Annotated in this window: 24 protein-coding genes and 2 pseudogenes; 22 read left to right on the plus strand and 4 right to left on the minus strand. The window is 63.6% G+C overall.

Going from position 1 to position 24912, the window contains the following annotated elements; all coding sequences use genetic code 11:
• Nucleotides 1–44: 44 nt before the first annotated feature.
• Nucleotides 45–354, plus strand: a pseudogene (locus tag QM588_RS22665) (transposase); the annotation flags it as partial.
• Between the two features lie 193 nt (nucleotides 355–547).
• Here QM588_RS22665 and QM588_RS22670 read toward each other — a convergent pair.
• Nucleotides 548–1033: a flavin reductase family protein gene (locus tag QM588_RS22670; RefSeq protein WP_283316754.1), complete on the minus strand. Its 486-nt coding sequence runs from the start codon at nucleotides 1031–1033 to the stop codon at nucleotides 548–550.
• 519 nt (nucleotides 1034–1552) lie between these two features.
• On the opposite strand from QM588_RS22670, the gene QM588_RS22675 reads away from it, so the two are divergent.
• Nucleotides 1553–2782, plus strand: a complete 1230-nt coding sequence (locus QM588_RS22675; protein ID WP_283316756.1) for a cytochrome P450 — start codon at nucleotides 1553–1555, stop codon at nucleotides 2780–2782.
• A gap of 77 nt (nucleotides 2783–2859) precedes the next feature.
• The gene (locus tag QM588_RS22680; protein ID WP_283316758.1) at nucleotides 2860–4044 is read left to right on the plus strand and encodes an iron-containing alcohol dehydrogenase; all 1185 of its coding nucleotides are present in this window, start codon (nucleotides 2860–2862) and stop codon (nucleotides 4042–4044) included.
• A 73-nt stretch (nucleotides 4045–4117) separates the two neighbouring features.
• Here QM588_RS22680 and QM588_RS22685 read toward each other — a convergent pair whose 3' ends face one another.
• Nucleotides 4118–4876: an SDR family NAD(P)-dependent oxidoreductase gene (locus QM588_RS22685; RefSeq protein WP_283316760.1), complete on the minus strand. Its 759-nt coding sequence runs from the start codon at nucleotides 4874–4876 to the stop codon at nucleotides 4118–4120.
• 170 nt (nucleotides 4877–5046) lie between these two features.
• On the opposite strand from QM588_RS22685, the gene QM588_RS22690 reads away from it, so the two are divergent.
• The 5 genes from QM588_RS22690 to QM588_RS22710 all read left to right on the plus strand — a co-directional run bounded on the left by QM588_RS22690 (nucleotide 5047) and on the right by QM588_RS22710 (nucleotide 10950).
• Nucleotides 5047–5832 (plus strand): enoyl-CoA hydratase-related protein, encoded by a 786-nt coding sequence (locus QM588_RS22690; protein WP_283316762.1) that lies wholly within the window; start codon nucleotides 5047–5049, stop codon nucleotides 5830–5832.
• Between the two features lie 243 nt (nucleotides 5833–6075).
• Nucleotides 6076–7443, plus strand: coding sequence for a homogentisate 1,2-dioxygenase (locus tag QM588_RS22695; protein WP_283316764.1), 1368 nt, complete (start codon nucleotides 6076–6078; stop codon nucleotides 7441–7443).
• A gap of 3 nt (nucleotides 7444–7446) precedes the next feature.
• Nucleotides 7447–8622, plus strand: a complete 1176-nt coding sequence (locus QM588_RS22700; RefSeq protein ID WP_283316766.1) for an alpha/beta hydrolase — start codon at nucleotides 7447–7449, stop codon at nucleotides 8620–8622.
• 53 nt (nucleotides 8623–8675) lie between these two features.
• Entirely contained in the window at nucleotides 8676–9287 is a 612-nt protein-coding gene (locus QM588_RS22705; RefSeq protein WP_283316767.1) for a cysteine hydrolase family protein, read from the plus strand.
• Nucleotides 9288–9339: 52 nt separating this feature from the next.
• The gene (locus QM588_RS22710) at nucleotides 9340–10950 is read left to right on the plus strand and encodes a class I adenylate-forming enzyme family protein (protein WP_283316769.1); all 1611 of its coding nucleotides are present in this window, start codon (nucleotides 9340–9342) and stop codon (nucleotides 10948–10950) included.
• 76 nt (nucleotides 10951–11026) lie between these two features.
• Here QM588_RS22710 and QM588_RS22715 read toward each other — a convergent pair whose 3' ends face one another.
• Nucleotides 11027–12316, minus strand: a complete 1290-nt coding sequence (locus QM588_RS22715) for a PucR family transcriptional regulator (RefSeq protein ID WP_283316770.1) — start codon at nucleotides 12314–12316, stop codon at nucleotides 11027–11029.
• 245 nt (nucleotides 12317–12561) lie between these two features.
• Between QM588_RS22715 and QM588_RS22720 the strand changes: the two genes are divergently transcribed.
• From QM588_RS22720 to QM588_RS22735, 4 genes are all read left to right on the plus strand, one after another.
• Nucleotides 12562–13743 carry an acyl-CoA dehydrogenase family protein gene (locus QM588_RS22720; RefSeq protein ID WP_283316771.1) on the plus strand — a complete coding sequence of 394 codons (1182 nt, stop codon included), beginning with the start codon at nucleotides 12562–12564 and terminating at the stop codon, nucleotides 13741–13743.
• 167 nt (nucleotides 13744–13910) lie between these two features.
• Nucleotides 13911–14387 carry a pyridoxamine 5'-phosphate oxidase family protein gene (locus QM588_RS22725; RefSeq protein WP_283316773.1) on the plus strand — a complete coding sequence of 159 codons (477 nt, stop codon included), beginning with the start codon at nucleotides 13911–13913 and terminating at the stop codon, nucleotides 14385–14387.
• Between the two features lie 73 nt (nucleotides 14388–14460).
• Entirely contained in the window at nucleotides 14461–14736 is a 276-nt protein-coding gene (locus QM588_RS22730; RefSeq protein WP_283316776.1) for a muconolactone Delta-isomerase, read from the plus strand.
• Between the two features lie 67 nt (nucleotides 14737–14803).
• Entirely contained in the window at nucleotides 14804–15997 is a 1194-nt protein-coding gene (locus QM588_RS22735) for a thiolase family protein (RefSeq protein WP_283316777.1), read from the plus strand.
• A 273-nt stretch (nucleotides 15998–16270) separates the two neighbouring features.
• Here the strand turns inward: QM588_RS22735 and QM588_RS22740 are convergent, their stop codons facing one another.
• The gene (locus QM588_RS22740; protein ID WP_283316779.1) at nucleotides 16271–17452 is read right to left on the minus strand and encodes a lipase family protein; all 1182 of its coding nucleotides are present in this window, start codon (nucleotides 17450–17452) and stop codon (nucleotides 16271–16273) included.
• Here QM588_RS22740 and QM588_RS22745 point away from each other — a divergent pair.
• The 10 genes and pseudogenes from QM588_RS22745 to QM588_RS22790 all read left to right on the plus strand — a co-directional run bounded on the left by QM588_RS22745 (nucleotide 17451) and on the right by QM588_RS22790 (nucleotide 24909).
• Nucleotides 17451–17672: a hypothetical protein gene (locus QM588_RS22745; RefSeq protein WP_283316781.1), complete on the plus strand. Its 222-nt coding sequence runs from the start codon at nucleotides 17451–17453 to the stop codon at nucleotides 17670–17672. The genes QM588_RS22740 and QM588_RS22745 overlap by 2 nt on opposite strands.
• 104 nt (nucleotides 17673–17776) lie before the next feature.
• Nucleotides 17777–17941, plus strand: coding sequence for a hypothetical protein (locus QM588_RS22750; RefSeq protein WP_283316783.1), 165 nt, complete (start codon nucleotides 17777–17779; stop codon nucleotides 17939–17941).
• A gap of 159 nt (nucleotides 17942–18100) precedes the next feature.
• The gene (locus QM588_RS22755) at nucleotides 18101–19372 is read left to right on the plus strand and encodes a sensor domain-containing phosphodiesterase (RefSeq protein ID WP_283316785.1); all 1272 of its coding nucleotides are present in this window, start codon (nucleotides 18101–18103) and stop codon (nucleotides 19370–19372) included.
• A 115-nt stretch (nucleotides 19373–19487) separates the two neighbouring features.
• On the plus strand, nucleotides 19488–19811 hold the full coding sequence (locus QM588_RS22760; RefSeq protein ID WP_283316787.1) for a UDP-glucose 4-epimerase: 324 nt from the start codon (nucleotides 19488–19490) through the stop codon (nucleotides 19809–19811).
• A complete protein-coding gene (locus tag QM588_RS22765) occupies nucleotides 19808–21532 on the plus strand; it encodes an alpha/beta hydrolase (RefSeq protein ID WP_283316789.1) in 1725 nt (574 codons plus the stop codon). The genes QM588_RS22760 and QM588_RS22765 overlap by 4 nt, the downstream gene beginning before the upstream one ends.
• Nucleotides 21529–22092: a hypothetical protein gene (locus QM588_RS22770; RefSeq protein ID WP_283316791.1), complete on the plus strand. Its 564-nt coding sequence runs from the start codon at nucleotides 21529–21531 to the stop codon at nucleotides 22090–22092. Before QM588_RS22765 ends, QM588_RS22770 begins: the two co-directional genes overlap by 4 nt.
• Nucleotides 22089–22472, plus strand: coding sequence for a YbaB/EbfC family nucleoid-associated protein (locus tag QM588_RS22775; protein WP_283316793.1), 384 nt, complete (start codon nucleotides 22089–22091; stop codon nucleotides 22470–22472). The genes QM588_RS22770 and QM588_RS22775 overlap by 4 nt, the downstream gene beginning before the upstream one ends.
• A gap of 10 nt (nucleotides 22473–22482) precedes the next feature.
• Nucleotides 22483–22617: pseudogene (locus QM588_RS22780) on the plus strand (citrate/2-methylcitrate synthase); the annotation flags it as partial.
• A 131-nt stretch (nucleotides 22618–22748) separates the two neighbouring features.
• A complete protein-coding gene (locus tag QM588_RS22785; RefSeq protein WP_283316794.1) occupies nucleotides 22749–23702 on the plus strand; it encodes a LysR family transcriptional regulator in 954 nt (317 codons plus the stop codon).
• Between the two features lie 229 nt (nucleotides 23703–23931).
• Nucleotides 23932–24909: a putative oxygenase MesX gene (locus QM588_RS22790; protein ID WP_283316795.1), complete on the plus strand. Its 978-nt coding sequence runs from the start codon at nucleotides 23932–23934 to the stop codon at nucleotides 24907–24909.
• Nucleotides 24910–24912 lie beyond the last annotated feature (3 nt).

Genomic DNA, 24912 nt, shown 5'->3' on the forward strand with positions numbered 1-24912 from the left:
GACCAGAAGCAGTTGGCCGAGCACCTCCTGGCGCAGGCAAAAGAGCGACGACGTGGGGTCAGCAGTATCCGGCGATCATCACGATGTGGAACAACGCGCGGAGCGAGAACGCGGCCCTTCCTGGACTACGACGTGGAGATCAGGCGGGTGGTCTGCGAGGGCGTGTGCGATCGAGTCGGGCAACGCCTGCCACAGGCGTGCTGTGCGCGCCTGTGGGCACTTCCCGACCGAGCAGGCGGCTCTCGAGTGTCTGTATCTCGCCACGCGGGCACTGGACCCCACCGGGAAAGGTAAGGCGCGGTGGGCGATGAGAAGCCGGCGCTGAATGCGTTCGCGATCACCTTCGGAGGACGGATCACCCCGAACGGTAACCAACCGACACCGAGGTCGGGTGCACCGTTGATCGGACACACCCGAAATCCGACTGAAAATCGTCGTGCGAGGACGCCACGGGGGAGATGGATCGGAGTGCGGTCCGGCGGGTGGAGTGTCAGCTCGAGAGCCCCGCTCGATGACAGTGGAGTTGCGGTCGCGAGCGGCAGAGCGCTTACACGTCCTCGAACATCGAGTGAGTTCCGAACCGACGCCCGTGATAGGTCAGCGGTTCGCCGCCCTGGTGATGTGCGTGAACGACGTTTCCCAGCGCAACGACATGATCGCCGCCGTCGATGAGTTCGCGTACGGTGCAGGCGATCCAGGAGGCGGTTCCGCCCAGTCTCGGCACGTCGTGGTCGAGCGTCCACGGCGTTCCGTCGAATTTCGCTGCTCCTCCCTTGCCCGCAAATTTCATCGCCGTGGTGTGCTGATCGCGACCCAGGACATTGAGGCCGAAAAGTGCTGATGCAGTGACGAGCTCAAGGGTTTCCGAGCCGCGATCCAGTGCGACGAGGATGATCGCCGGTGACATCGATACGGAGGCGAAAGCGCTGACGGTGGCTCCGGCTGGGCGACCAGCGATGTGCGAGGTGACGACCGCGACCGGAGTGGCGACGTGGGCCATTACCTGCTTGAAATCATCCTGTAGCGAGTTCATTTGGCGTCCTGACCGTGGGGGAGTGTGACGCACGCGGGCTGACGTGCGCTCGAGACCGGATCGATCTGACGAGGCTGGTTCCTGTCACCGATTGTGTCCTGAGCCACAAGTAGATCGTGAAGGCTGGGATGGTCGCACTGTCGCGCGACACAGAATCGATCCTGGCCTCAGGGCTGTAGCCCAATCGCCGATGCAGCCGGTGGCCGAGGCTGCGGTGCCACGTTGCTCTGCTTCCGGTCGGCTACCCGTGGACGCGTACCCGGTTTCCTGCGGTACAACAGCTTTCGCGAGGGCGACGAGTACTCGAGGGCGCCCTGGGTCGGCGAGCACCTTCACCTCGACCGACAACACCGTCCTGCTGCGCACTTGGCCTCGAAGCCAGTCGAAACCCCCATGTGTGTGCTCGAAGCCATGAGTGGTAGCCGTCACATCGCGCTATAAATGAGCCCATGCAGATGGTGTGCCATGTCACAGACCGGCCGCATTCTCCACACGTCCCCGACCACCGAGGAAACGACTATGACGATCAACGAGATTGCTCCTACTTCGATGCCTGATCCGCTCGCGGAGTTCAACACCTGGACCAGCTCGCCAGAGGCTGCAGACGAGATGATCGCGGAGTCGGCAGCGCGGTGTCCTGTCGGTCACAGCGATCAGGTGGACGGCTTTCACGTTCTGCTCAAGTACGACGATGTGAAGAAGGCTTCGAAGGACTACCACACGTACTCGATCGCTCCCGGTTGCTTTCGTCCGGCCGCGCCTCCCGGGGCCTTGACGCCGTTGGATGTCGATCCTCCCGCACACGTTCCGTGGCGCAAGATCTATTCGGAGCTGACCAATGCGATGACGCCGGCACGCCTGGAAGAGTCGATCATCGGCGAAGTCAACGACGTGATCGATGGGTTCGAGCGGAGTGGTGAAGTCGATCTCGTCAGCGAGTTCGCCACCGAGATTCCATTGCGGGCGATTTGCATTGCGATGGGCGTCGACAAGAAGTACAGCGGAGAATTTCGCACTCGTTCGGAGGCTCTGTTCAAGGGTGTCGGCGACCCAGTGGAGCTCGTGCGTTTGCAATCGAACTTTCTCGACCTGATGCTCGAGATCATGGAGGAACGGCGCGGGCTCGGAGGCGATGAATACATCGACAAAGTTGCGGACTTCACGATCGAGGGCCAGCCGCTGAATCGGCAGCAGTTGTCGATCGCGTTGGTGACTCCGATTCCTCCTGGCTTCGAGACCACGATTTCCGGTTTGTCCTCGCTGCTCTTCCAGGTGTTGTCTCGACCGGATGTGCGGCAGCGTCTGACCGACGATCCCGAACTGATCCCGCTTGCGGTGGAGGAGTCCCTTCGCTTGCGGCCCCCGGTATTCGGTTTCTACCGGCGGGCGACCAAAGATGTGGAGCTCCACGGTGTCCCGATTCAGAAGGATGAGGACGTCTACCTGTGTTACACCGCGGCGAACCGTGATCCGGAGGTGTTTCCCAATCCGTTGGACTTCGACATCGATCGTGATCACAGCGGGCGGCAGCGCCATCTGGCGTTCGGTCACGGTCCGCATCTGTGTCCTGGCGCGCCGCTCGCGAGAATGGAAATGCGCGTAGCACTCGAGGTCCTGCTGCGTCGCCTACCCGATATCGAGCTGGTGGATCCGACCCGGCCGGCGAAGTACCACTTCACCGGTTCCGAGTCTTTGCAGATGGTCGATCTGCCGGCGCGGTTCTCCCCGAGCAGCACACGGACAGGCTGAGCCGGCACGTCCCGGAGAGAAGGACCCACGAACGCTCGGGAACTCCGCTGAGCATCATTCGAGTCGAGAGCTGAGACATGGCACGCACTTTCAGCCCTACCCGCGTCGACACGGTCACCTACGGCGACGATGCATTCGGTGGCATCGCCGACATCCTGCGCGCACACGGGGGCCGGCGACCCCTGGCCATCATGTCGGGATCTCTGGCCGGAACGGATGTCGAAGAGTCGCTGCGTGACCAATTCGGCGGGGGGCTAGTGGGGGTGTATTCCGATACCCCGCAGCATGTTCCGCGTATGGCGGTGTTGCGGGCGGCAGCTCTGGCGCGTGATGTCGGTGCCGACAGCGTGGTCAGCGTTGGCGGCGGTACCCCCATCGACTGCGCCAAGGCCGTCGCCATGTGTCTGGCCATGGAGATCACCGAGCCGGCGGACTTCGACCGGTATCGGGTCCGCTTCACCTATCCCGACGTGCACGAGATCCCCGACATACCCGGACGGCTCATCCCACATCTCGCAGTCCCGACCACCTTGTCTGCCGGAGAACACACCGGCGTGGCCGGTGTGACCGACGAGGTCAGCCATGAGAAGTGTGTGTATTCGGCACCAGGTCTGACACCTGTGGCGGTCGTCCTGGACCCGGATGTGGCCGCCCGCACACCAGCATGGTTGTGGGCGGCCTCGGGAATCCGGGCCATCGATCACGCCGTCGAAGGCATCCTGTCGACCAGGAGCATGCCGATCGGCGACGCTCTGGGTGCCGAGGCGCTACGTCTGCTTTCGGCCAATCTCGTTCACAGCAAAGACAATCCCCTCGACCGACAGGCGCGAACCGACTGTCTGCTGGGGAGCTGGATGTCCATCTTCGCGGCGGCCGAAGTCGGGACCGGCCTTTCCCATGGGATCGGACACCAGCTGGCCGCCGAGTTCGACATGACCCATGGGGTGACGTCGGCCATCGTGCTGCCGCACGTCATGGCCTTCACCGAGGAACTGACCCGGCCCCAGTTGCGCCGTATCGCCGAGGCCATGGGGTGCGACACCCGCGATCAGAGCGACGCCGACGCCGCACGCCGGGCGATCGCTGCCGTTCGCTCCCTGGTCACCAGCCTCGGCGTGCCCGACACCATTTCGGCGGCCGGAGGCCGCCGCGACGCACTGCCGACCGTGGCCGAGCGAATCATGGGCGATCCTGCGGTCGCGGTGAGCAGGCGCCCCGTCTCGCGGGACGACATCCTCTCGATCCTCGAGGCAGCGTGGTAGCCACTGGCGACCGGCTGGGCGGCGAGTCGTCCTCACCCGGTCACGCCCGGGTGAGGACGACTGGCCTACTTCCTCAGACGATTCGCGCGCCGCCGTCGAGGTCGATCGACGTTGCGTTCAGGTACGGATTGCGAACGATGTGCAGCGCCAAGTCTGCAAACTCCTCGGGCCGACCCCTCCTCTTCGGGTGGAGGGGAATATCGTTCATCGTCGTACGCGTCTTCTCCGAGAATCCGGCGGCCATCGCGGTGTCGAAGGGCCCTGGTGCCACCGAGGTGACACGGATGCCATACGGGGCGAGGTCCTTGGCCATCGGCAGCATCATCCCGATCACCGCAGCCTTGCTACCGGAGTACGCGGCCTGTCCGCGCTGCCCCTGCCAAGCAGCGCCCGACGAGACGTTGATGATGACTCCGCGCTCGCCGTTCTCGTCCGGCTCGTTGTGTTGCATGACATCAGCGGTCCGTCGACACACGTCGAAGAGACCGATGACGTTGACGTCGAATGTCTTTCGGAACTGGTCGAGATCGTGCATTCCGCGTCGTCCCAGCGTCAGAACACCGGGCGCTATGCCGGCGGCGTTGACGGTGACGTGCAGCGCGCCGAAACGCTCCTTCGCCCTTTCCACCGCATCCTGCACCGAATCAGGCTGGCTCACATCTATTCCGGCGACCAGAACCTGGTCGCCGAACTCGGCTTCGAGCGCACCCGGACCGTCGCGATCGGCGAGTACCACGGACGCACCCGCCTCGAGAAGGGCTCGTGCGGTGGCCAGACCCAGACCGGACGCCGCTCCTGTCACGAAAGCTACTGTGCTGTCTGTAATTTTCATCTTGTCTCCCTGTTGTCCTGAGGGGACTGTACACGTCATGCTGTTCGATGTGACCAAATGTATTCTCCCTCAGTCTTTTCTGTCCACCGGACATCACGAGCATTTGGAACAGATTCTCGGCCAACCGGTTCGGGCGCTCGTGATCGCACGTCAACTGATAGGTCGTGAACATGTCGGATGAACCACACCGTCCCGTCGTACGTACGAGCACACGCGGCCGCGTGCTCGTGGTGACGATCGACCGCCCCGAGGCGCGCAACGCCATCAACCATGCTGTCGCGGTCGGCCTCGAGCGAGCGATCGATCAGCTCGAGGCCGACGACGACCTGTGGGTCGGCGTGCTGGCGGCGACGCCACCCATCTTCTGCGCGGGTGCCGATCTCAAGGAGGTCGCCGCCCATGGCATGGCACCACTGGTGACCGAGCGCGGTGGATTCGGCGGATTCGTCCGTCGACAACGAAACAAGCCGGTGATCGCTGCGCTCGACGGCAATGCACTCGGCGGCGGATTGGAACTGGCTCTCGCAGCGGATCTCATCGTCGCCCGATCCGGTGTGTCGGTGTTGCTGCCCGAGGTGACGCGGTCGTTGCTCGCCGTCGGCGGAGCACTGGCCGAACTCCCGCGGCTCGTCGGCGAGAAGGTGGCACTGGAAATCGCGTTGACGGGAACACCCATTTCCGTAGAGCGCCTGTTCGACCTCGGGTTGGTCAATCGCATCGCGACAACGGGGAGCGCGGTCGATGGTGCCGTCGAACTGGCCGAGATCATCTGCGCGAACGCGCCGCTGGCCGTCCGCGCCAGCCGACGGGCCATCGTTGCCGGCCGCCAACTCGATGAAGGGCAACGCTGGGCGTACGCGGAGGCACAACTCGGGCCGCTCGAAGTCACCGCCGACTACGCAGAGGGTCTGCGAGCCTTCGCGGAGAAGCGGCCGCCGGAATGGACCGCACGGTGACTGTCGACGATCGACTTGTTGCCGCTCTCTTCTGACCTTCATCCGGAATGCCTGTCCACCAGCACGTCTGGTTCAGGAGCCAGTCACCGCGAGACGGTGTGTGCTCACAGCCACTAGTGACGGAGATAACAGTGGCGATAAATTTTGGTGGAGTTGCTCACCCGCACAGGCGCTCATCCGATGGGCCTGACTCTCACAGTCGTTCCGGTGCCGGTGAGTTGCCTATCCCCGAGGAGATTTTTGATGACCGACATCGCCGAGCGGACCGACACCGCATCGCACCGTGCAACCATTGCCCCCGCCACACTGACCTACCAGAACGGTCTCGGCAACGAACTCGAGACCGAGGCGCTGCCGGGCACGCTGCCACTCGGACAGAACAGTCCGCAGAAGGTTGCTCACGGGCTGGTGAGCGAGCTGATTTCCGGCACCACCTTCACCGCTCCGCGTGCGGTGAACCGACGTTCCTACAGCTTCCGCATCCGCCCCTCGGCCTCACACGGGACCTTCGAGCGCATCGACAACGGCAATCTGCTCACGCCGCCGTTCGACCTGCCACCCTCACCCAACAGCACAGCCTGGGGCTCCGTCAGCTCTATGACACCGAACGGCGATTTCGTCGACAGCCTCGCCACCCTCTGCGGAAATGGATCGCCGGAATCGCAGTCGGGCATGGCTGTTCACGTCTACTCGACCAACCGGTCGATGGTCGACAGGGTGTTCTCCGACGCGGACGGGGAACTGATGATCGTCCCCCAGACCGGGCGCCTCCGGGTGTTCACCGAGCTGGGCAAGCTCGATATAGGCATGGGCGAGATCGCCGTGGTGCCCAGGGGGCTGAAGTTCCGGGTCGAACTGCTCGACGACAGCGCGCAAGGGTTCGTCTTCGAGAACTTCGGGCTGCCGATGCGTCTGCCCGAGCTCGGACTGCTGGGTACGAATGCGCTGGCCAACGTCAACGACTTCGAAATCCCGGTGGCGGCCTTCGAGGACGAGGAACGTCCGGTGCAGATGGTCCACAAGTACGCCGGAAACCTGTGGTCGGCGCCCCTAGACCACTCGCCGCTCGATGTCGTCGCCTGGAGAGGCAACCTCTACCCCTACAAGTACAACCTCGATCGCTTCGTCCCGATCGGGCCGACCGCCGTGGACCACCCGGATCCGTCCGTCTTCGCGCTGTTGAGCTCTCCCTCCGATCCGATCCTCGGCCCCAATTTCGATGTGATGGCGTTGACCCCCCGTTGGTTGGTTGCCGAGGGGACCTTCCGGCCGCCGGGATACCACCGCAACTGCGTCGTCGAGTTCAGCGTCTTCATCGACGGCGATTTCGCGGGTAAGGAACTCGGAGCCGGCAGCAGCATCTTGAACAACAACTGGACGCCTCACGGCCCGGGAACCCAGCTCTGGGAAATGGGGCGAGAAGCACCGGCATTGCCGATGAAGATCGACACCCAGAAGATCCTGCTGATCGAGTCTCGATTCCCCATGCAGACAACTCAATTCGCGGAGACAGGGCTGGCGAAGGTGGCGCACGCCAAGCAGTGGGACGGGTTCACCAAGCGGTTCGAGCCCGGAGCCCCCGTTGTCGGCCGCTTCGATGACGGGGTCTGACAGGTGCCTGTAGCGGAGAAATACGAGGTCGACATCGACTTCGTGAACGTGTCGCACACCGAGGTGACCGTTCTGCGCGAGGTCTACGGATTCTCGGCACCGGACAGTGTCGTGCTCGACGGCGTACGGATGCGTCCGAAAGGAAAGCCGTCGACGACACTGCTGGTCTTCATGCATCCGACGGGTTCGATCAGACGCATCCCGCTGCCCCGCGTGATGGCTGCGACAGGGATTCACGTCCTGTGCGCAGAGAGTCGCTACGCACGCAACGACACTCCGCTGATCATGGAGAAGGTGATCGTGGACTACGGCGCCTTCGTACGCCACGCCAAGGAGGTCTGGGAGTACGACAAAGTCGTACTCGTCGGGTGGTCGGGTGGTGGCTCGTTGACCGCGCTGTACCAGTCGCAAGCCGAGAACCACACCATCACGACCACGCCGGCAGGAGATCCGGTGGACCTCGCGGGTCTGATCCCTGGCGATGCGTTCATCTTCCAGGCAGCGCATCTGGGACGCGCCGACATGTTGCGCGATTTCATCGACCCGTCTGTCCTCGACGAGTCGAACCCCGAGATCCGTGACACGGAACTCGACCTCTACGACCCTCGCAACCCCAACCAGCCGCCCTACTCGCAGGACTTTCTGGAGCACTTCCGGTCTCAGCAAGTGGCGCGCATCGATCGCCGCACCACCTACGTCAAGGAACTCCTGGAACATCTACGCAACCACGGTGACGGCGAGTCCGAACGCGTGATCCTCACCCATCGCACGCTGGCCGACCCCCGTTTCCTCGACATCACCATCGATCCCAACGATCGCGAGCCCGGGATGTCGTTCATGGGCAAGCCCGAACTCGCCAACATCAGTCCTGCCGGCCTCGCTCGCTGCTCGACCCTGCGAGGGTGGTTGTCCCAGTGGTCGCCCGAGGACACCAATGCCCGTGCCCATGTGGCTGCGCGCAACATCCACGTCCCGCTCCTCGCGATCGAGAACAGCGCCGACAATGCCGTGCCACAGCCACACACCCAGCAACTGTTCGACGCGTGCGCCAGCAGCGACAAGACCGCGCACGTCATCTCGGGTGCCAACCACTACTACATGGGCCAGGACGATCACATGCGCGATGCGGTCGGCGTGATCAGTGAGTGGCTGCAGGAACGCGACCTACTGCAGCTCTGAGAGGCCGCAGCTTCACGAGCTCGACAACCAACCCGACACCAGAAAGTGATCACATGAACCTGAACCCCACCGAGACAGCGGTAGTGGTCCTGCATCTCCAGAACGACATCATCGTCAACCAGCAGGCCCTGGGCGCAATGATGGGCGGCGAGGCAACCCGACGGAACGTCGTCGGCGAGGCGAGCAAATTGCTCCAGGCGGCCGATGCGGCCTCCGTCCTTCCGATCCTGGTCCGCGTCGCCTCCCGTCCCGACCGCTCCAACATGTTGCTCAACCTCCCTCTCACCCAGGGCACCCTGGACATGAACGCGTTGATCGACGGCGAGCCCGGCGCGGAGTTCGTCGACGGCCTGGCCCGCGTCGCCAGCGAGGTGGTGGTGACACACCAGAATCCCAACCCGTTCGTCGGAAGTGACCTGCACGACGTCCTTCAGCGGCGCGGGACGAAGACGCTCGTGATGTGTGGGGTGGCCACGAACATGGCCGTCCTGTCGACAGCGTTTGCCGCAGCATCCCTCGGTTACCGGATGATCGTCGTGCCGGAGGCCTGCTCGGCGCTCAACGAGGAGACGCATCAGTTCGCTCTGCAGACGCTGGGCATGCTCGCGGAGATCGTCGCAATCGACGACGTCGTGACAGCTTTGAGCGAACCCGCTGCCGCATGATCCGCCACGATTCCTCCTTTCCGCTCCCGTCGAGGGGAAGGTGTTCATCGCAATGACGACCCTCGCCCCGGCCGAGACGACCGTCTACCCGTCGCGGGTCACCGCTGCCGACCTGATCCAGAGAGCCCTGGTCAATCATCGCCACAAGACGGCGCTGATTCAGGGTGATCGACGTGTGACGTACGCCGAGTTCGGCGACCGTATCCACCGTGCCGTCAACGCTCTCGACGCCCTCGGGGTCCGTCCCGGTGAGCCGGTCGGGCTGGTCGCCGGCAACATCATCGAATTCCTCGAGGTCGACTTCGCCTGTCTGATGGGGGGATACGTGCGCTGCGCCGAGACGCCGCGGCTACATCCCAACGAGCTCATCGGAATCTTCGCCAGCGCCTCCATACGGGTGGTGATCGTCGAGGAGAGCTACCTCGAACGCTTCGAGACCGTTGCCGCAAAGATCCCCACGCTCGAGAAGATCGTCGTCATCGGGAACAGCACAGACCACACCAGCTGGGACGACCTTCTGCAGGCCGCGTCGGCGACACCGCCGGAGGCCACGCCGACTGCCGGCACCGACGGGTGGCTCATCTACAGCTCGGGGACGACCGGGGAACCGAAGGGATCGACCCTGACCCAGGGCTCGATCGTGGGCTTCACGCGCAACGTCCTGGCCGAGATCTGCAGTCTGGACGAGACCGATGTGCTTCTGCACTCGGCGCCGCTCGGTCACTTCAGTGGTTGTCTGGCGTTCGCATCGCTCTACCGCGGTGGCACACAGGTGTTGTTACCGAACTTCGACGCCGAACAGCTCCTACGCACCGTGGCCGAGCACCACGTCACCCACACGGTCCTGGTGCCGACGATGCTGGCCACACTCACCAACACCGCTCGAACCCTCGGCATCGACGTGTCGTCGCTGGAATACATGATCTACGGCGCGTCCAGCATCGCTCTGAGCCAGCTCACTGCGGCGATCGAGACCTTCGGAAACGTCCTCGTACAGGTGTACGGCCTCACCGAGAACCCGATGCCTGTGACGGTGTTGCCCAGAAGGGCGCACATCTTCGACCCCGATGGTCCTGCGCCGCAACGACTCCGTTCAGCGGGTCGTCCAGTGGCAGCAGTGGAGGTCCGACTGGTGGACGACGATCGACATGACGTCCCCACGGGGTCGCGCGGCGAGATCGCGCTGCGCGCCGACGTGCGGATGCATGGCTACTGGGGTCGCCCCGACCTGACCGCCGCGGTCTTCGACGACGACGGCTGGTTCTACACCGGCGACGTCGGTCAGTTCGACGAGGACGGCTACCTCTACATGGTCGACCGCAAGAAGGACATGATCGTCACCGGTGGGTTCAACGTCTACCCCACCGAGGTCGAGAACGTCATCGACACTGTCCCCGGGGTGTCGGAGGTAGCGGTCGTCGGACTCCCCGACGAGCAGTGGGGCGAGGCGGTGACCGCCGTGGTGGTCGCCGACAGGACGGCCGAGAATCTCACGGCCGCAGACGTCATCGCGGCTGTTCGCGCGCAGCTCGCGGGATACAAATGCCCCAAACGGGTCGAGTTCGTCGACGAACTACCCAAGAGTTCTCGGGGCAAGGTGCTCCGGCGCCGACTACGGGAACAGTTCAGCGAACATCCCGGCCCGAACGGTGCCGAGAGCTGACCCAAGTTCCACGCGAGAGCCTTCAGGGCCGGCTCCTACATAGGAGCCGGCCCTGAAGGCTCTCGCGTCGTCGTTGTCAGTGAGCCGGCGCGGGCGTGCCGAGCAGCGACTGGGCGATCGTGAGTGCCGCCCGGATCTTGGTGGTGGGCGTGTCGTTGTCGTGGGCACACAGGGCGAATGCCTGCTGGACGCGGTAGGTGACCGTGTTGCGTGAGATATGTTCGGCCGCAGACACCTTCGCAAGACTCCGGTCCATGTCCAGGTAGAGGCGCAGCGTGGCTCGCAGCTCGGCCATGCGCGGGTCGTCGGCCCCGAGCGGCCCGAGGTGACGAGCGACGAAGCACCGCGCCGCTTCTGGATCTGCCAGCAAGAGCACGTCGAGATCGACGTCGTGGTGAGCCATGGTCGGGGGCGGCTGACGGGAACCGTGGCGGATCAGACGTTCCACGGCACGAGCTTCGAGATGGGTTCGGCGAAACCCGTCGAGGCCCACGCCGATCTGTCCCACCGCGAGGTGGGTGCCATCGAACTGCGGCAAGGTGGTGACTCGCTCGTTGTAGCCCTTCGGGGCGAATGTCCCCCACGCCCACAACGCATTCGATCCCACCGGGACCACCAGCGACGAACGGGGGGTTCCCCAGCTCTCCAGCACCGGACCGATCGTGGCGCGCAGGCCGTGCGCAGTGTGATCTCCGGGGTTCGCGCTCCACGCGATGACCGCCAGGTGCGCTCCGGACAACGGATAGTTGAACACTCGCTCGGCATGGGTGGTGTCGACCGGATCACCCTGGAGGATCTTCTTCACCAGCTCCACTTGGGCGGCGGACTTACTTGCACCCCAGGCGCTCCGCTCCTCGAGAAAGATCGGGGTCGTCTCCACGAGGAACTCGTCGATCAACTTGAAGACGAGCGCCGAGACGCGACGGAGTTCGCCGTTTTCATCCGGCTGTGGCCCTGCGTCGGTCACCGCGTCGAAGAACGCGCTGGCCAAGACCGAATGTCCGAATCGGATGCATCGGGTGAAGTCGCTGACCTCCATCCCACGACGCGCCAAGTCTCGCGTCGCCTCGGCGGCTTCGGGGCTCACCACGGGCATGTCCGGCTCTCCGCAGCCCGAGACGATGGCCAACACACGCATGGTCGTCGACGTCGTCGCGCGACGCAACGCGTCGACGATCGACCCACTGCCGTTGAAGAGCGTGAGTTCGAGACTGGCCGACTCCGCGATGAGCGACTCACCCACCTCCGCGGCCCACATGACCGCGCCCGACCCCCATGCCGCCCGAATCCGCTCGGCATCAGAACCCAACCACACGGGCTCGTTGCCGTCGGAGCGACTACTGGAAAGCTTGTTCGCCCAATGCACTCGATCATCCTCCGCTTCAAATCGATCCCCGTAACGGCTTCTCGCCGTCTTCTGGGCTGTGAGCCAATCCACACGGGGCGGTGTGTGCTCGCGGCCAGTCGTGACCTAGGTAACACCGCGATAGACATAAAGGCAACAGTCCGCCATCACAGAGGACTTCACCCGAGTGGCCCACCGAGGCCCTGAGTTCCGCACACACGACCAGAATCAGCAGTCCTACCCGACCAAGGAAGAAGCACTGACCCATGACTCTCCAGACACTCAGCGACGCAGACGTCAAGGCCGAACTCATCGGGAGGGCACATGACCTCACCGAACTGGTGGCCGGCGAGGCTGCCGAGACAGACCGGCGTGGCTCCGTCTCGCCGACCGTCATCGAGGCGTTCACCGATGCCGGATTCATGAAGATGTTGGTACCCAAGCGCTACGGCGGCTACGAGCTCGACATCGACACCATGTCCAAGGTGGTTCGGACCATCGCCCCGAGCTGCACCTCGACCGCCTGGGTGTTGGCGTTCTTCATCGGGCACAACTGGCTGCACGCGCTCTTCCCGGAGCGCTCGCAGGACGAGGTGTTCGCAAAGCGTTCCTTCGCGCTGTCCCCTGGCACATTCGCCCCGTCGTTCTCCCTCACGCCCACCAAGGGCGGTTACATAGCCAAGGGCCGTAGCTCCTGGAACTCCGGGACGCAGTGGGCCGAGTACTTCCTGAGCGGCGGGTTGGTCATGGAGGACGGGAAGCCGCCGTCACTGAAGTTCTTCCTCACGCCCAGGTCCGACGTGACCGTCATCGACAACTGGGACATCGCCGGGTTGCGCGGGACGACAAGCCACGACATCGCGATCGATGACGTATTCGTCCCGGACTATCACACGGTGGACGCCGCCCAGGTCATGGAGGGAACCACCCCCGGTTCAGCTCTGCACTCCAACCCGCTGTACTCGATGCCCGTGTTCCCGTTCATCGTCGGCGAGATCCTCCCCGTGGCAGTCGGCACCTACGCCAGTGCCGCCGAAGAGTTCAAGCGAGTCACCAAGAACCGCGTCATGAATACCGGTGCGCGCGCCGACAGCAAGCAGACGACACGGATCGTGGTGGGCAAGGGCGACGCCGGGGTGGCGCTGGCGGATTCGATGCTGGACGGCTTCATCGACTTCCTCGACACGGCCGATCTCGAGACGCTGCGCGATCCCCTGACCCGCGGACGGATGAAGGCACAGGGCGGGATGATCACCGACTTCTGCCGCGCCGGGGTCAACGAGCTGGTTGCGACGGCGGGCGCCAACGCCTACCGGTTCGAGTCGCCCCTGCAGCGGAACTTGCGCGACATCAACCTGATGAGTACGCACGCCACGCTCGACATGGGTCGCGCGGCGGAGACATACGGCGAGATCCTCCTCGGCTTGCCGCCCCAGGCGCCGGTCTGAGCCCGGCACGTCCGGCTCCGGCGGGAAACCGCCGGGGTCGTCCCTAGCCGGGAACCATTGCGGCTGAGAGAGATCGGCGCATCGTCGACGATCTCTCTCAGCCGTTCCGCTGCCCCGGCAGCACCTCTGCTCTTACATTCCACACACCACAACGCCAGGAGCAACTGATGTCTCGCCGAGACATGATTCGGATGAGCGACAACGAGGTAGCAGACTTCCTCGCCGAGGGCTTCGTCATGACCTGCGCCAGCATCGGATCGACCGGGCGTACTCACCTGGCCCCTATCTGGTACGTGTCCGACATGCCCACGCGCGTGAGCAGTTGGACCTACGGGGCATCGCAAAAGGTCCGAAACCTACGATCCCGTCCCACGGCCACCATCCAAGTCGAGTCCGGTGTCGCCTACGGGGAGTTGCGTGGGGTGAGCATGGAGTGCGACGTCGAGATCATCGACGACAGTGATCTCGTCACCTCGATCGGAATGGAAGTCACCGGCAGATTCCCGAACGTACTGCCGATCGATCCCGTCGAGGATGACCGCACCGAATTCGTCGCGATGCAGGTGCCCAAACGGGTGGGCCTGCGTTTCTACCCGACCCGCATTGTCAGTTGGGACCACCGAAAGTTGCAGGGACGCTTCTGACATGGGGCGTGGTCGACCGACCGTGCCCACCGACATCGCACCCTCCCGATCATCGACAGAAAGCAGATAGTTCATGTTCTTCCTCGTACAGATGGAAGCAGTCATACCGAACGATATGGACCCCACGCTCCGAGCAGACCTCGGCGCACGCGAGAAGGCCTACGCTCAGCAGCTGCAACGAGACGGCAAGCTGCGCGACCTGTGGCGCGTGGTCGGACAGCACTCGAACTGCTGCATCTTCGAGGTCGACTCCAGTGACGAACTGCACCAGTTGCTTTGGGGTCTACCACTGTTCAACTACATCAACATCGAGGTCACAGCGTTGACCACGCACGGGTCGAAGATCTGACCATGCGATTTGGAGACGGGACATGGGCCCGGTGAGCACTGTGGAACTGGCGAGCACTGTGGAACTGGTGAGCACTGTGGACACGGTGAGCATTGTCGGAGTGGGGATCACACCGTTCGGGAAGTTCCCCGACCGGTCGCTGCGTGACCTGGCGGCGCCGGCGATCGCCGAGGCGCTACGTGACGCCGAGATCAACGAGGCCGACGTCGATCTGATCATCCACGCCAATGCCGTCGGTGGACTCTTGACCGGGCAGGAGATGGCTCGCGGTCAGGTGGTCACGTCTGACACCGCTCTGGTGGGCAAGCCTCTGGTGAACGTCGAGAACGCTTGCGCGAGCAGCTCTACGGCGCTTCATATGGCGCAGTCGGCGATCTTGTCGGGGATGTATCGCACCGTCCTGGTCATCGGCAACGAGAAGATGAGCGGTCGCGGCACCCGCGCGGCGCTCGACGCTCTCGCGTCTGCTGCGGACATCGAGCGCCTCGAGCACTACAGCCGAGAACTGACCGGCCGCGACGATGCCGCCGAGTCGTTCTTCATGGAGGTCTACGCCCAGGAGACCCGGGACTACATGGCGGCGACGGGAGCCACCGCGCACGACTTCGCGATGATCGCGGCCAAGAACTCCGCTCACGCCGCCTTGAACCCGTATGCGCAGTACCGCACGGTGCGCACCCCCGAGGAGGTGCTGGCGAGCCGGTTGATCGCTGATCCGTTGACGATGCTGATGTGTTCGCCCGTGGCCGACGGCGCCGCGGCGCTCGTGGTGCGGGCGACCGCCGATACGCCGTCCCCTGACGCCGTTCGAGTTCGAGCATCCACACTGCTCACCGGCATTCCCGGCGGGGGTGCCACCACTCTGGAACGTCGTACCGCCGAAGCCGCGTACGAGAGCGCCGGGTTCGGACCGGACGAGCTCGACATCGTGGAGCTGCACGACGCAGCGTCACCCAACGAGCTCATCGTGTGCGAGGAACTCGGGTTGTGCGAACGCGGCGAGGGTCCGAAGCTGGCCCGAAGCGGGGCGACCGCTCTCGGCGGAGATCTCCCGGTCAACACCAGTGGCGGTCTCGTGTCGAAGGGACACCCAGTGGGCGCCACCGGCGCGGCCCAGATAGTCGAACTGGTCACTCAGTTGCGCGGCCGCGCCGGCGACCGACAGGTTCACGGTGCCCGCCGCGGACTCGCCGAGAACGCAGGAGGTTATACCCATCCGGAGGCGGCCGCCTGCGTCATCACCATTCTCAGCAAGGACTGACCGCGATGCCCTGCGCCGACTGATACAGCTGTCGGCGGCATGTGGCGGTCGATCTCGCACGATGTCACATCTCGTTGCCAACTCACCGCTGAAACTTTTGTTGGTGCACGTCACTGTGCATGAGCTGGGCGGGAGGTGCCCGGGCAGACTGCAGTGTCGGTTCGAAGGCCGGGACCCTACATAGCCGGTACTCGATGGAGGCACGCGTGACGACGAGCGATGGGCGGCACCGTAAGGTCGGGTTCCTCCCGAGTTCGAGCGAGATGGCGCGAGCTAGCCAGAACCGTTGGCCGCGAATTGCCCTGCCGTCCAGCGCAACACGAACGGCAGACCGGTCATGGCGCCGATGAAGTGGTCGCCCGCCACGGGCTCGTAGTGCACGTCGGCACCCTTGCTGCGCCACTGCTCGATCAGGGCAGTCACGCCGGCCTCGGGGATGAAGCGATCGCCGATCATCTTGCTCGCGGAACCGTGGAAGAACGCGACCGGTGCCGCCGGCGCGTCGGCACCGGGACGGTTCGCGGCGATCACTCGCCGTGCGATGTCGGAGTCGAACGGGTTGGGCTCGGACGCGAAGTCCTCGAGTCGCATGCGTACCAGCCCGCCCAAGGCCAGGGGGAAGACGGACATGTCCTTCACCCAGGACGCCAACAGCAACGCCTTAGGGCCGAACAACTCCACCATCTCGGGGTGCTCACGCGCGAGACCTATGCTCGCCGCGCCCAGCAGACCGGCCGCGACGGTGCCGTTCATGGTGTCGAGCAGCATCGTGAAGTCGGTGGGCGTTCCACCGGAGACGGCACCCACCAATCTCACGTCCGGCGCGTACCTCGGCTGCAGTTGCGCTGTCCACGTGGTGGCGATCGCGCCGCCGCTGTAGCCGTAGGCCACTACCGGGCTGTCGGTGAGCTCCGGGGCGACGATCGTCATCCCGCGGAGTGAGTCCAGGACGGCGTGCCCGGCCATCGTGCCTTCGGAGTACGACATTCGTGGGCCTTGGTGATCGGCGACGAGGACGGCGTAGCCGCGGGCGAGCCAGAGCGGCATCACCGGTGGGAGGTCGGCGCCGACACCGTGCACGAGCCGGTAAGACGGTGTGGTTTTGGCTCCGAGGGAATCGATGGCCACGTTGTGGGCGACGACGGGCCGCGGTCCACGCCCGGTCCACGGCCGCCTCGGGATCAGCAGCGAGGCGGTGACGCCTGCGGGCAGACCCCGTGCGTCGGTCGATCGCACCATGAACTGATGCAGTGTGGTTCGCGGCCGGGGGACCAGACCGCGGGTCGTGCGCTGCCGGATCACCGCGCCGGGTGCGAGGTCCTCGATGCCGGGAGGGGTGAGGAAGAAGTCGTCGTTGTCGATCGGGGTCGGAAGGATCGCGGCATAGGGATCGTCTGGGGGCTCGAGGGGCAGTCGTCGAGTCAGTACACGATCGAGCACACCGAACAGAGTCATGATCCCCCGATCTCGTTTTCGAGCCGTACCGATCCCCGCGGTCACCGTACCGCGCGAGGCGGTCGGTCAACGCAAAATTGGAGACGTCCCCGCGGGCCACTCCGCGGCCCTTGTCTCCCATGTTCAGCAGGTTCTGCGACTGCGTCCCGTCGACGACGTGGCGCACCCCGAACCGCCTGCTGCCGTGCGGTTGCGCTCACCCGGAATCGATCGACTGTGACACACAGATCCCTTGGATCGGGCTTGCCGGCGGCGGCTGCTGGGTAACACACCGGTAAGGCTTCACCTCGAAGTCGTCAACAGAATGGTAGTGCTGTGCTGATCGTGTCGATTTTGAGTATGTGGGCGTTGTCTTCTCTGGGGCTGAGCACCGTAGTGGGCAAGGCCATTGCGGACGCACAGGAAACCGAAGAACAAGAGCACGCCCAGGCGTTCTACCGCCGCACGTCAGCACGCGGCAGTCGACGCGATCCGTCGCTCCGTCTCTGATGTCCAGCGTTTCCGTGTCTGCCCGACGCTGACAGGTCCTCGTGATCGCGCAGGTGCCGCCACCGGATCGGATGGCCTTTGGCCGGTACCCTCTGGTGACCCACAGTCGAGCCGAACTGATCGGAGCGAGCTGCCCTCATGGCCTCCACAGACGTTGACATGATTCTCGACGATCCGCGGTCGGTTCGGCCCGAGTATCAACCGATCGTCGATCTCACCACCGGTACGGTCGTCGGCTACGAAGCCCTTGCACGCTGGCCACAGCATCCCCGGGTCGACCCCAGCGTGGTGTTCTCGATCGCCACCGAACGAGGCGCGATCGACGAGGTCGACTGGGCCTGCCGATACGCTGCAGTCGCAGGCGCACTGGACTCCGGCCTGGAACGGGATCTGTCGTTGTTCGTCAACATCGAGCCGCTTTCCTCGCGGGTTCCTCCAGACTATGCACGCGAGATGATTCGCACCGCGGCCACGGCTCTCAATGTCGTCGTCGAGATCACCGAGCGGTCTCTGCTCACCGACCCTGCCGTGTTACTCGAAACCGTGCGGTTCGCTCGCGTTAACGGCTGTCTGATTGCGCTCGACGATGTCGGGTCCCATCCCGACTCGCTGGCCCTGCTCGAATTCGTCGCTCCCGACATCATCAAACTCGATTACGCTCTCGTACAATCGGATCCGTCGCCTCAACAGGCCGCGGTGGTCCTGGCGATCGCTGCGCACGTCGAATCCAGTGGTGCGTGGATACTGGCCGAAGGTATAGAAACGGATGGCCATCTACGCCGTGCTCGCGGGCTCGGGGCCAGCCTCGGACAGGGTTGGATGTACGGTCGTCCAGCGCCACTCGGCAGCCGGATCCGGTCGCCGCGCACGAACAACCTCGGCGAGAGCATCGACCGCATGATCCATCCGGTGAATTTCGGTCCACCGGGCCGACCGGGCGTGGTTGTTCCGTCCGTACCGTCGGACGTCCTCGGTTCCGCACCCGCCCGCGTGGGCAGCAAGGCGTTGCTGTTGACCTTGACCCGCCAGCTCGAAGACCACGCCCAGAGCATGCACGACCCCCTCACCATTCAGTCCGCTTTCCAGGACGCGGACTGGTTTACACCTGCGGTGGCCGATCGCTACGCGAAGTTGGCTGCAGACAACCCGTTCGTGGCGGCGTTGGGTGTCGGGATGGATGCCGTACCAGCGCTGGGGGTGCGGGGGGCGCGGCTGGACCCCGATGAACGGTTTGTCGGCGAATGGACCATCACCGTCGTCGGTCCCCACTACTTCGCAGCCTTGATCGCCCGCGACCTCGGCGACGACGGGCCCGATGGCGACCGCCGTTTCGCATTCATGCTGACGCACGATCGGTTGACGGTCATCGCAGCGGCACGGTCACTCATGAGCCGAGTCTTCCCCGCAACTACAGGTACACGACACGTCTGACCCATGAAGGGCGCTGGTTCCGTTCCTATGAAACTGGTGGGCGTCGAGCTGGCCTCGGCGCGATGCGACGCAAGCATTCGTACTGCTACGCTGGCGCGGCGCTGGGGAGGGCGCGATGGGACGTACCGGGGGAATGCCGATGTTGAAAGTCGATCTCGACGCGTTGCGTGCATTGGGGACCGCGCTGACGGACACCGCCGATACGGTGGGGTCGTTGGATCCGGTAGCTCCTATCGTGGCCGCTGCCGATGCGATGCCGAACTCGGCGTTCGGCGATGTTGCCCGGTCCGCTGCTATGCCGACCCTCGCCGCCTATCGCGTAGTGGGAGTACGTATTCGAGAAATGGCGTCCGCCTCGTTGGCCTCGGCGGACAGCTACGAAGACACCGACCGAGCGTTCAGTGATCAGCTCGTGCGTCTGAACGCCGAGGGTCGATGAGCGCAACTGTCTCGCAGGTTCGCGGATGGAATCCGATTGCACTCGTCGATGTCGCTGCCGGTCTCGCAGCAGTGAATGCAGTATTCGACGATTTGCTGACCGACGTCAGCCGCGCCACGAGGGACGGCCTGAGCCGATGGGAAGGGGACGCGGCCACAGCCGCATCTGCCAGATCATTGGCCGATCGACTGGCCGCAACCCATCTCGTCACCGCAATAGATAGCGAGGCGGATGAAATCGGCACAGCGGCAGGGCAACTGACCAAGGTGCGGACGTCGACTCTGGTCGCAGTCGATGCTGCGGTTGCCGGCGGATTTACCGTGACCGATGCCGGTACGGTCACCGCCCCCGTCTGCTCGACCGGCAATATCGTCACAGATCTGTTGTTACAAAGCAGTTTCGACGAGCAAGCGCGCAGCCACGAGGCCATGGTGCGTTCTCTGTTGCGCAGTGCTGCCGACGTCGACCGACTGTGTGCCGACTCGCTGCAACGTGCGATCGATGCCATCGCAGAAATATCCGATTCTCCCGGTGCCTCGGATCACTACAGCGACGATGTTCGAAACATACTGGACGGCAACGCGTTTCTGCCCGACGATCCTCGAGAGCTCGCTGCATTCTGGGACGGATTGACTCCGGCCGAGAAAGACGGACTGGCGGCCTGGGACCCGGCGATCGGAAGCCGGGACGGATTACCAGCGGTGGACAAGGCACGCGTGAACGAGGATCTGCTGGTACCGATCACAGCGGCAGCGGAAACCGATCTCGCCGCTGTCGATGCTCGTCATCCTGATTGGGCCAGAGGCGAGAACGTGCCGCCCAGCGAAGGCCTCCTCGACGACAGACAACAGGCTCTTCGCAAAGAATGGGAGAGCTGGACCGCCGATCGCGAGGAGGCGTCCAGTGCGGTGGCTGGTCTCTACGAAGTGCGCAACCAGCTCGACGTCGATGACGGTGTTCCCAAGTTCTTGATGAATATCGATGACCACGGCCGAGGTGCGATTGCGCTGAACAATCCGGATACCGCGCACAACGTTGCGACGTACGTTCCGGGGACCGGCACCGAGTTGTCGAAGATGGGCGGGGACATGGCGCGCGCGGAACGGGTTCTGCTCGAGGCCAACAAAGTGTCGCCGGGTAGCGAGAACTCGGTGATCATGTGGATGGGGTACGACTCTCCGCCGGACGTCTACGACGCCGCGCGGACAACCTTCGCCGACACTGGAGCTCCCCGGCTGGACAGTTTCCAGGACGGTTTGCGAGCCGCCCACGACGGCCCACCCTCGCGCAACACCGTCATCGGTCACAGCTACGGCAGCACGGTGGTCGGACATGCGATGAGCGATGGCGGCTCACTCGATGTCGACAGTGTCGTGTTCGTGGGGAGCCCCGGGGTGGGGGTCCCCACGGTGAGTGAGCTTGCGCTCGACGGGATTGCGCCGGATCGGATGGGCGATCACGTGTTCGCTACCGCTGCGCCGGCCGACCCGGTGACGTGGATCGGGGTGGCGGTGCCGGAAGTTGCTCATGGCGTGGATCCGACGTCCGATGTATTCGGTGCACGTGTCTTCGAGAGTGCGCCGGGTGACTACTCCATCGATATACCGGTGCTGGGTGATGTCGGATTCGACCCTCCCTCGCACAGTAGCTATTTCGAGCAGGGCACACCGTCGCTGCGATCGATGGCACAGATCATCACGAACACAGGAAATGTCGAATGACCGATCCAACCGTCCGAGGCAAGACAAGAGCATTCCTGGCGATTGCACTGACATGTGTTCTTCTCACGGTCGGGTGCTCGCAGAACGGAGCAGATGTGGACAGCACACTGACACAGGAGCAGGCGCAGGCTCGGTCCGTCGAGGTACTGGGGCGCTCGCTCTCGGTGCTGCCGGCAGGAACGAGGCTCGATCTCGAGAATCCGACCTTCCCTCAATCGAGACTTCCCAGAGGGGGATTCGCACCGTGCTACGACGACAACACCATCGACTACGGGCCGCATCGATTCGACGTCGGCTACTGGGTGGTCGGCGACGGGGCGCATCGAGACAATCTCGCAGTGCTGGTGGACAGCTGGGGCGAATGGGGCTGGACAGTCGAAGACGAGAGCAAGGACGGTGGAAAGCGGGCGTCGGCCACGACACCGGATGGCTATCGGCTGTTCGCCGAACTCGGCACACCCGAATTTCTGAGCCTGGGAGGGTCCTCGCCGTGCTTCGAGATCGAGGCCGGGCACACCCCTCCGCGTGCTGTTGCTCCTTGGGTGATCGAACAGCGATGACCAGCCGGGCCGACGCAGACGTCGAAGAGCTCACTGTCAAAGCCGCTCGCGTGCATCGAGCCCTGCTGCAGGTACGAGGCAGGGCAACCTCGAGTGACGGCGAGGTGACGATCGCAGTCTCGATCGACGGTCGTATCACCGATATGGTTGTATCGCAATCGTTTTCACAGCTGAGTTCGGACGCTGCCGGCGCGGCGATCGTCCGTACCCACAGCGAAGCATTGGCCTCCGCCGAAAGGGCTGCGTCGGAAATTCGGCGGGAACTGACCGAAGACTATCGGGTGGCGAGAATCGTGGATCGAGTAGCAACGGAACGACCACTGCAGAGTGTCGACGACAACAGGGTGGACGACCGAAAGTCCATCTACGACAGGTGGTGACGAGACCGACGTGTTCACGCCGATTTTCGTCATGAGTCGCAAAGCCGGGCGGACGGCCCACATCATCGAGCAAGGTGCGTCGCACGCGCTGATCCGACCGCTGAGCCAGTACTCGGGAGTGTCGCAACGCGCTGTTGTCGCCTGACGCCGGCCAACCCGTTGGTCCGGTTCCACTGCTCGTGGGGTTGCCGCGGTTCTCGACCTGTTCGCTGGATCGAGCCCGCTGTCGACGGCTCGTCGGGTGCGAAGAGCTGAACAAGTGCGATGATCTCTGTCATGGCACGGGACGTCGCGGGCACGGTGCGAGGCATCACCCTTCAGCAGTTGCGCTACTTCGTAGAAGTAGCCGCCGAGGGGTCCATCAGTGCCGCGGCGGACTTGCTGTACATCGCGCAACCGACCATGTCTGCGGCATTGAAAGACCTGGAACGTCGCGTGGGTCGGACCCTCTTCGTTCGCTCGACCCGTGGGGTCACACTCACTGAGGACGGCGCCGAATTTCTCGGCTACGCGCGCCAGGTGGTCGAGCAATCAGAACTCTTGGAACAAAGGTACCTCGGCCGGGGGCCCGCCCGACGACTCTTGGCCGTCTCGACTCAGCACTACTCGTTCGTCGTCGACGCCTTCGTTCGCATGGTGAAAGCATCTGAGGCTCCGGAGTATTCGTTCAGTCTTCGAGAGACCCGTACGTGGGAAATCATCGAGGATGTCCGTACGCTCCGCAGTGAACTCGGTGTCCTCTATCGCAACGAGTTCAATGCAAGCGTGATCGACAAGCTGATTCGCGAAGCAGGTCTGGTTTTCACGCCGCTGTTTCTGGCATCGCCGCATATTTTCATTGCCCGTACGAACCCCCTGGCGGAGCGAAAAAGTGTAGAGCTGAGCGATCTCGAAGAACTTCCGCGTCTCACGTTCGACCAAGGCGCGAACAATTCGTTCTACCTCTCCGAAGAGATACTCTCCACCCGTTCGTCCAAACAAGAGATCCGGGTGAGCGATCGTGCCACCATCTTCAACCTCATGATCGGTCTGGGCGGATACACCATCTCCACCGGCATTGTCTCGGATGATCTCGATCCGTCCATCATCGCTGTTCCCCTCGACGTCGACGATCGCATCGAGATCGGTTGGATCGGTCATGCCTCGGTGTCTTTGACCGTCCAGGCCCAGCGCTTCGTGGCGGAGATGCGTGACGTCGTGTCTGGTTTCGGCGTCGACCTACTGGCATAGCCCGTGCCTATGGTCAGTCATAATCTTGAGTGATTAGGCTATGGCGACTGGTCCAATTAGGCTCGCGTTCAGGCCGCTTCGGACAGCAGCCTCCCGGTTTTCTCGACCTGAGAATCGGCCCGACCATCGAGTAGTTCGGTCGAAGTGCCGCGAAGACTCAGGCTGTGAACCCGCGTGGTGACGCGTTCGTCGCCACACTCAGCGCACGTGATTGGGGTTACTGGTCAGCATGACGAACGACTGTACTTTCAGCATCAGCATCAGCACGACGCGCTTCGACGAGGACTACACCCCGTCGACGAACTCGCGTCACACGACCAACTTTGCGAATCTTGCACGCGGCGAGCATGGTCGACAGAACCTGCGTAACGCGGTGACGATGATGAACACTCGTCTCAACGAGGTGGTTCACTGGGACAATCCACGTGGCGACCGCTACGCACTCGAACTCGACATCATCTCGGTGGATCTGCATCTCGTGTCCGTGGGGGCCGACGCCGCGTTTCCGGTGATCGAAATGCTCGATGTCGGAATAGTCGACACCACTACCGGCTCCCGCGCAGAGGGCATCGTCGGAAACAACTTCTCCTCGTACATTCGCGACCACGATTTCGTTTTTCGGCTCCCGAAACAACGAGCGTCGGTTATTCCCAGCGACTTCGGCGATGTGCACGGTCAGGTCTTTCAGCGTTTTGTCGATTCTTGCGACTACCGTGAACGGTTCTCGCAACCACCTGTCATCTGTATCAGTGTGTCGACCTCCAGTACCTACCGTCGCCTCACGAACCACCACCCGGTCCTCGGGCTCGAATACGAGACAGAGGACAAGTCGATCACCGATCAGTACTTCCAAAAGATGGGTCTCAGGGTTCGCTACTTCATGCCCCACGGGTCTGTCGCTCCATTGGCGTTCTACCACCGCGGTGACTTGCTCAACGACTATTCGGTCTTGGCACTGGCGGGAACGATCGCGACGATGGAGACCTTCCAGAAAATTTATCGTCCTGAAATCTACAACGCGAACACTGCCGCCTCGGAGGTCTACCGGCCGAGTCTCGACAACCAAAACTATTCGCTACCGCAAGTGACCTACGACCGTGTCGAGCGCAATCGACTTGCAACGACACAGGCAGAGTTCGCCGACGTGAATCTCATGCAACCGTATGGCTCGGTCCTGAAGCGGTGGGCCACCGAGCAATGCGCCTGACCG

Source organism: Rhodococcus sp. IEGM 1354 (assembly GCF_030056855.1).
In the GTDB taxonomy this organism is placed as follows: Bacteria; Actinomycetota; Actinomycetes; order Mycobacteriales; family Mycobacteriaceae; genus Rhodococcoides.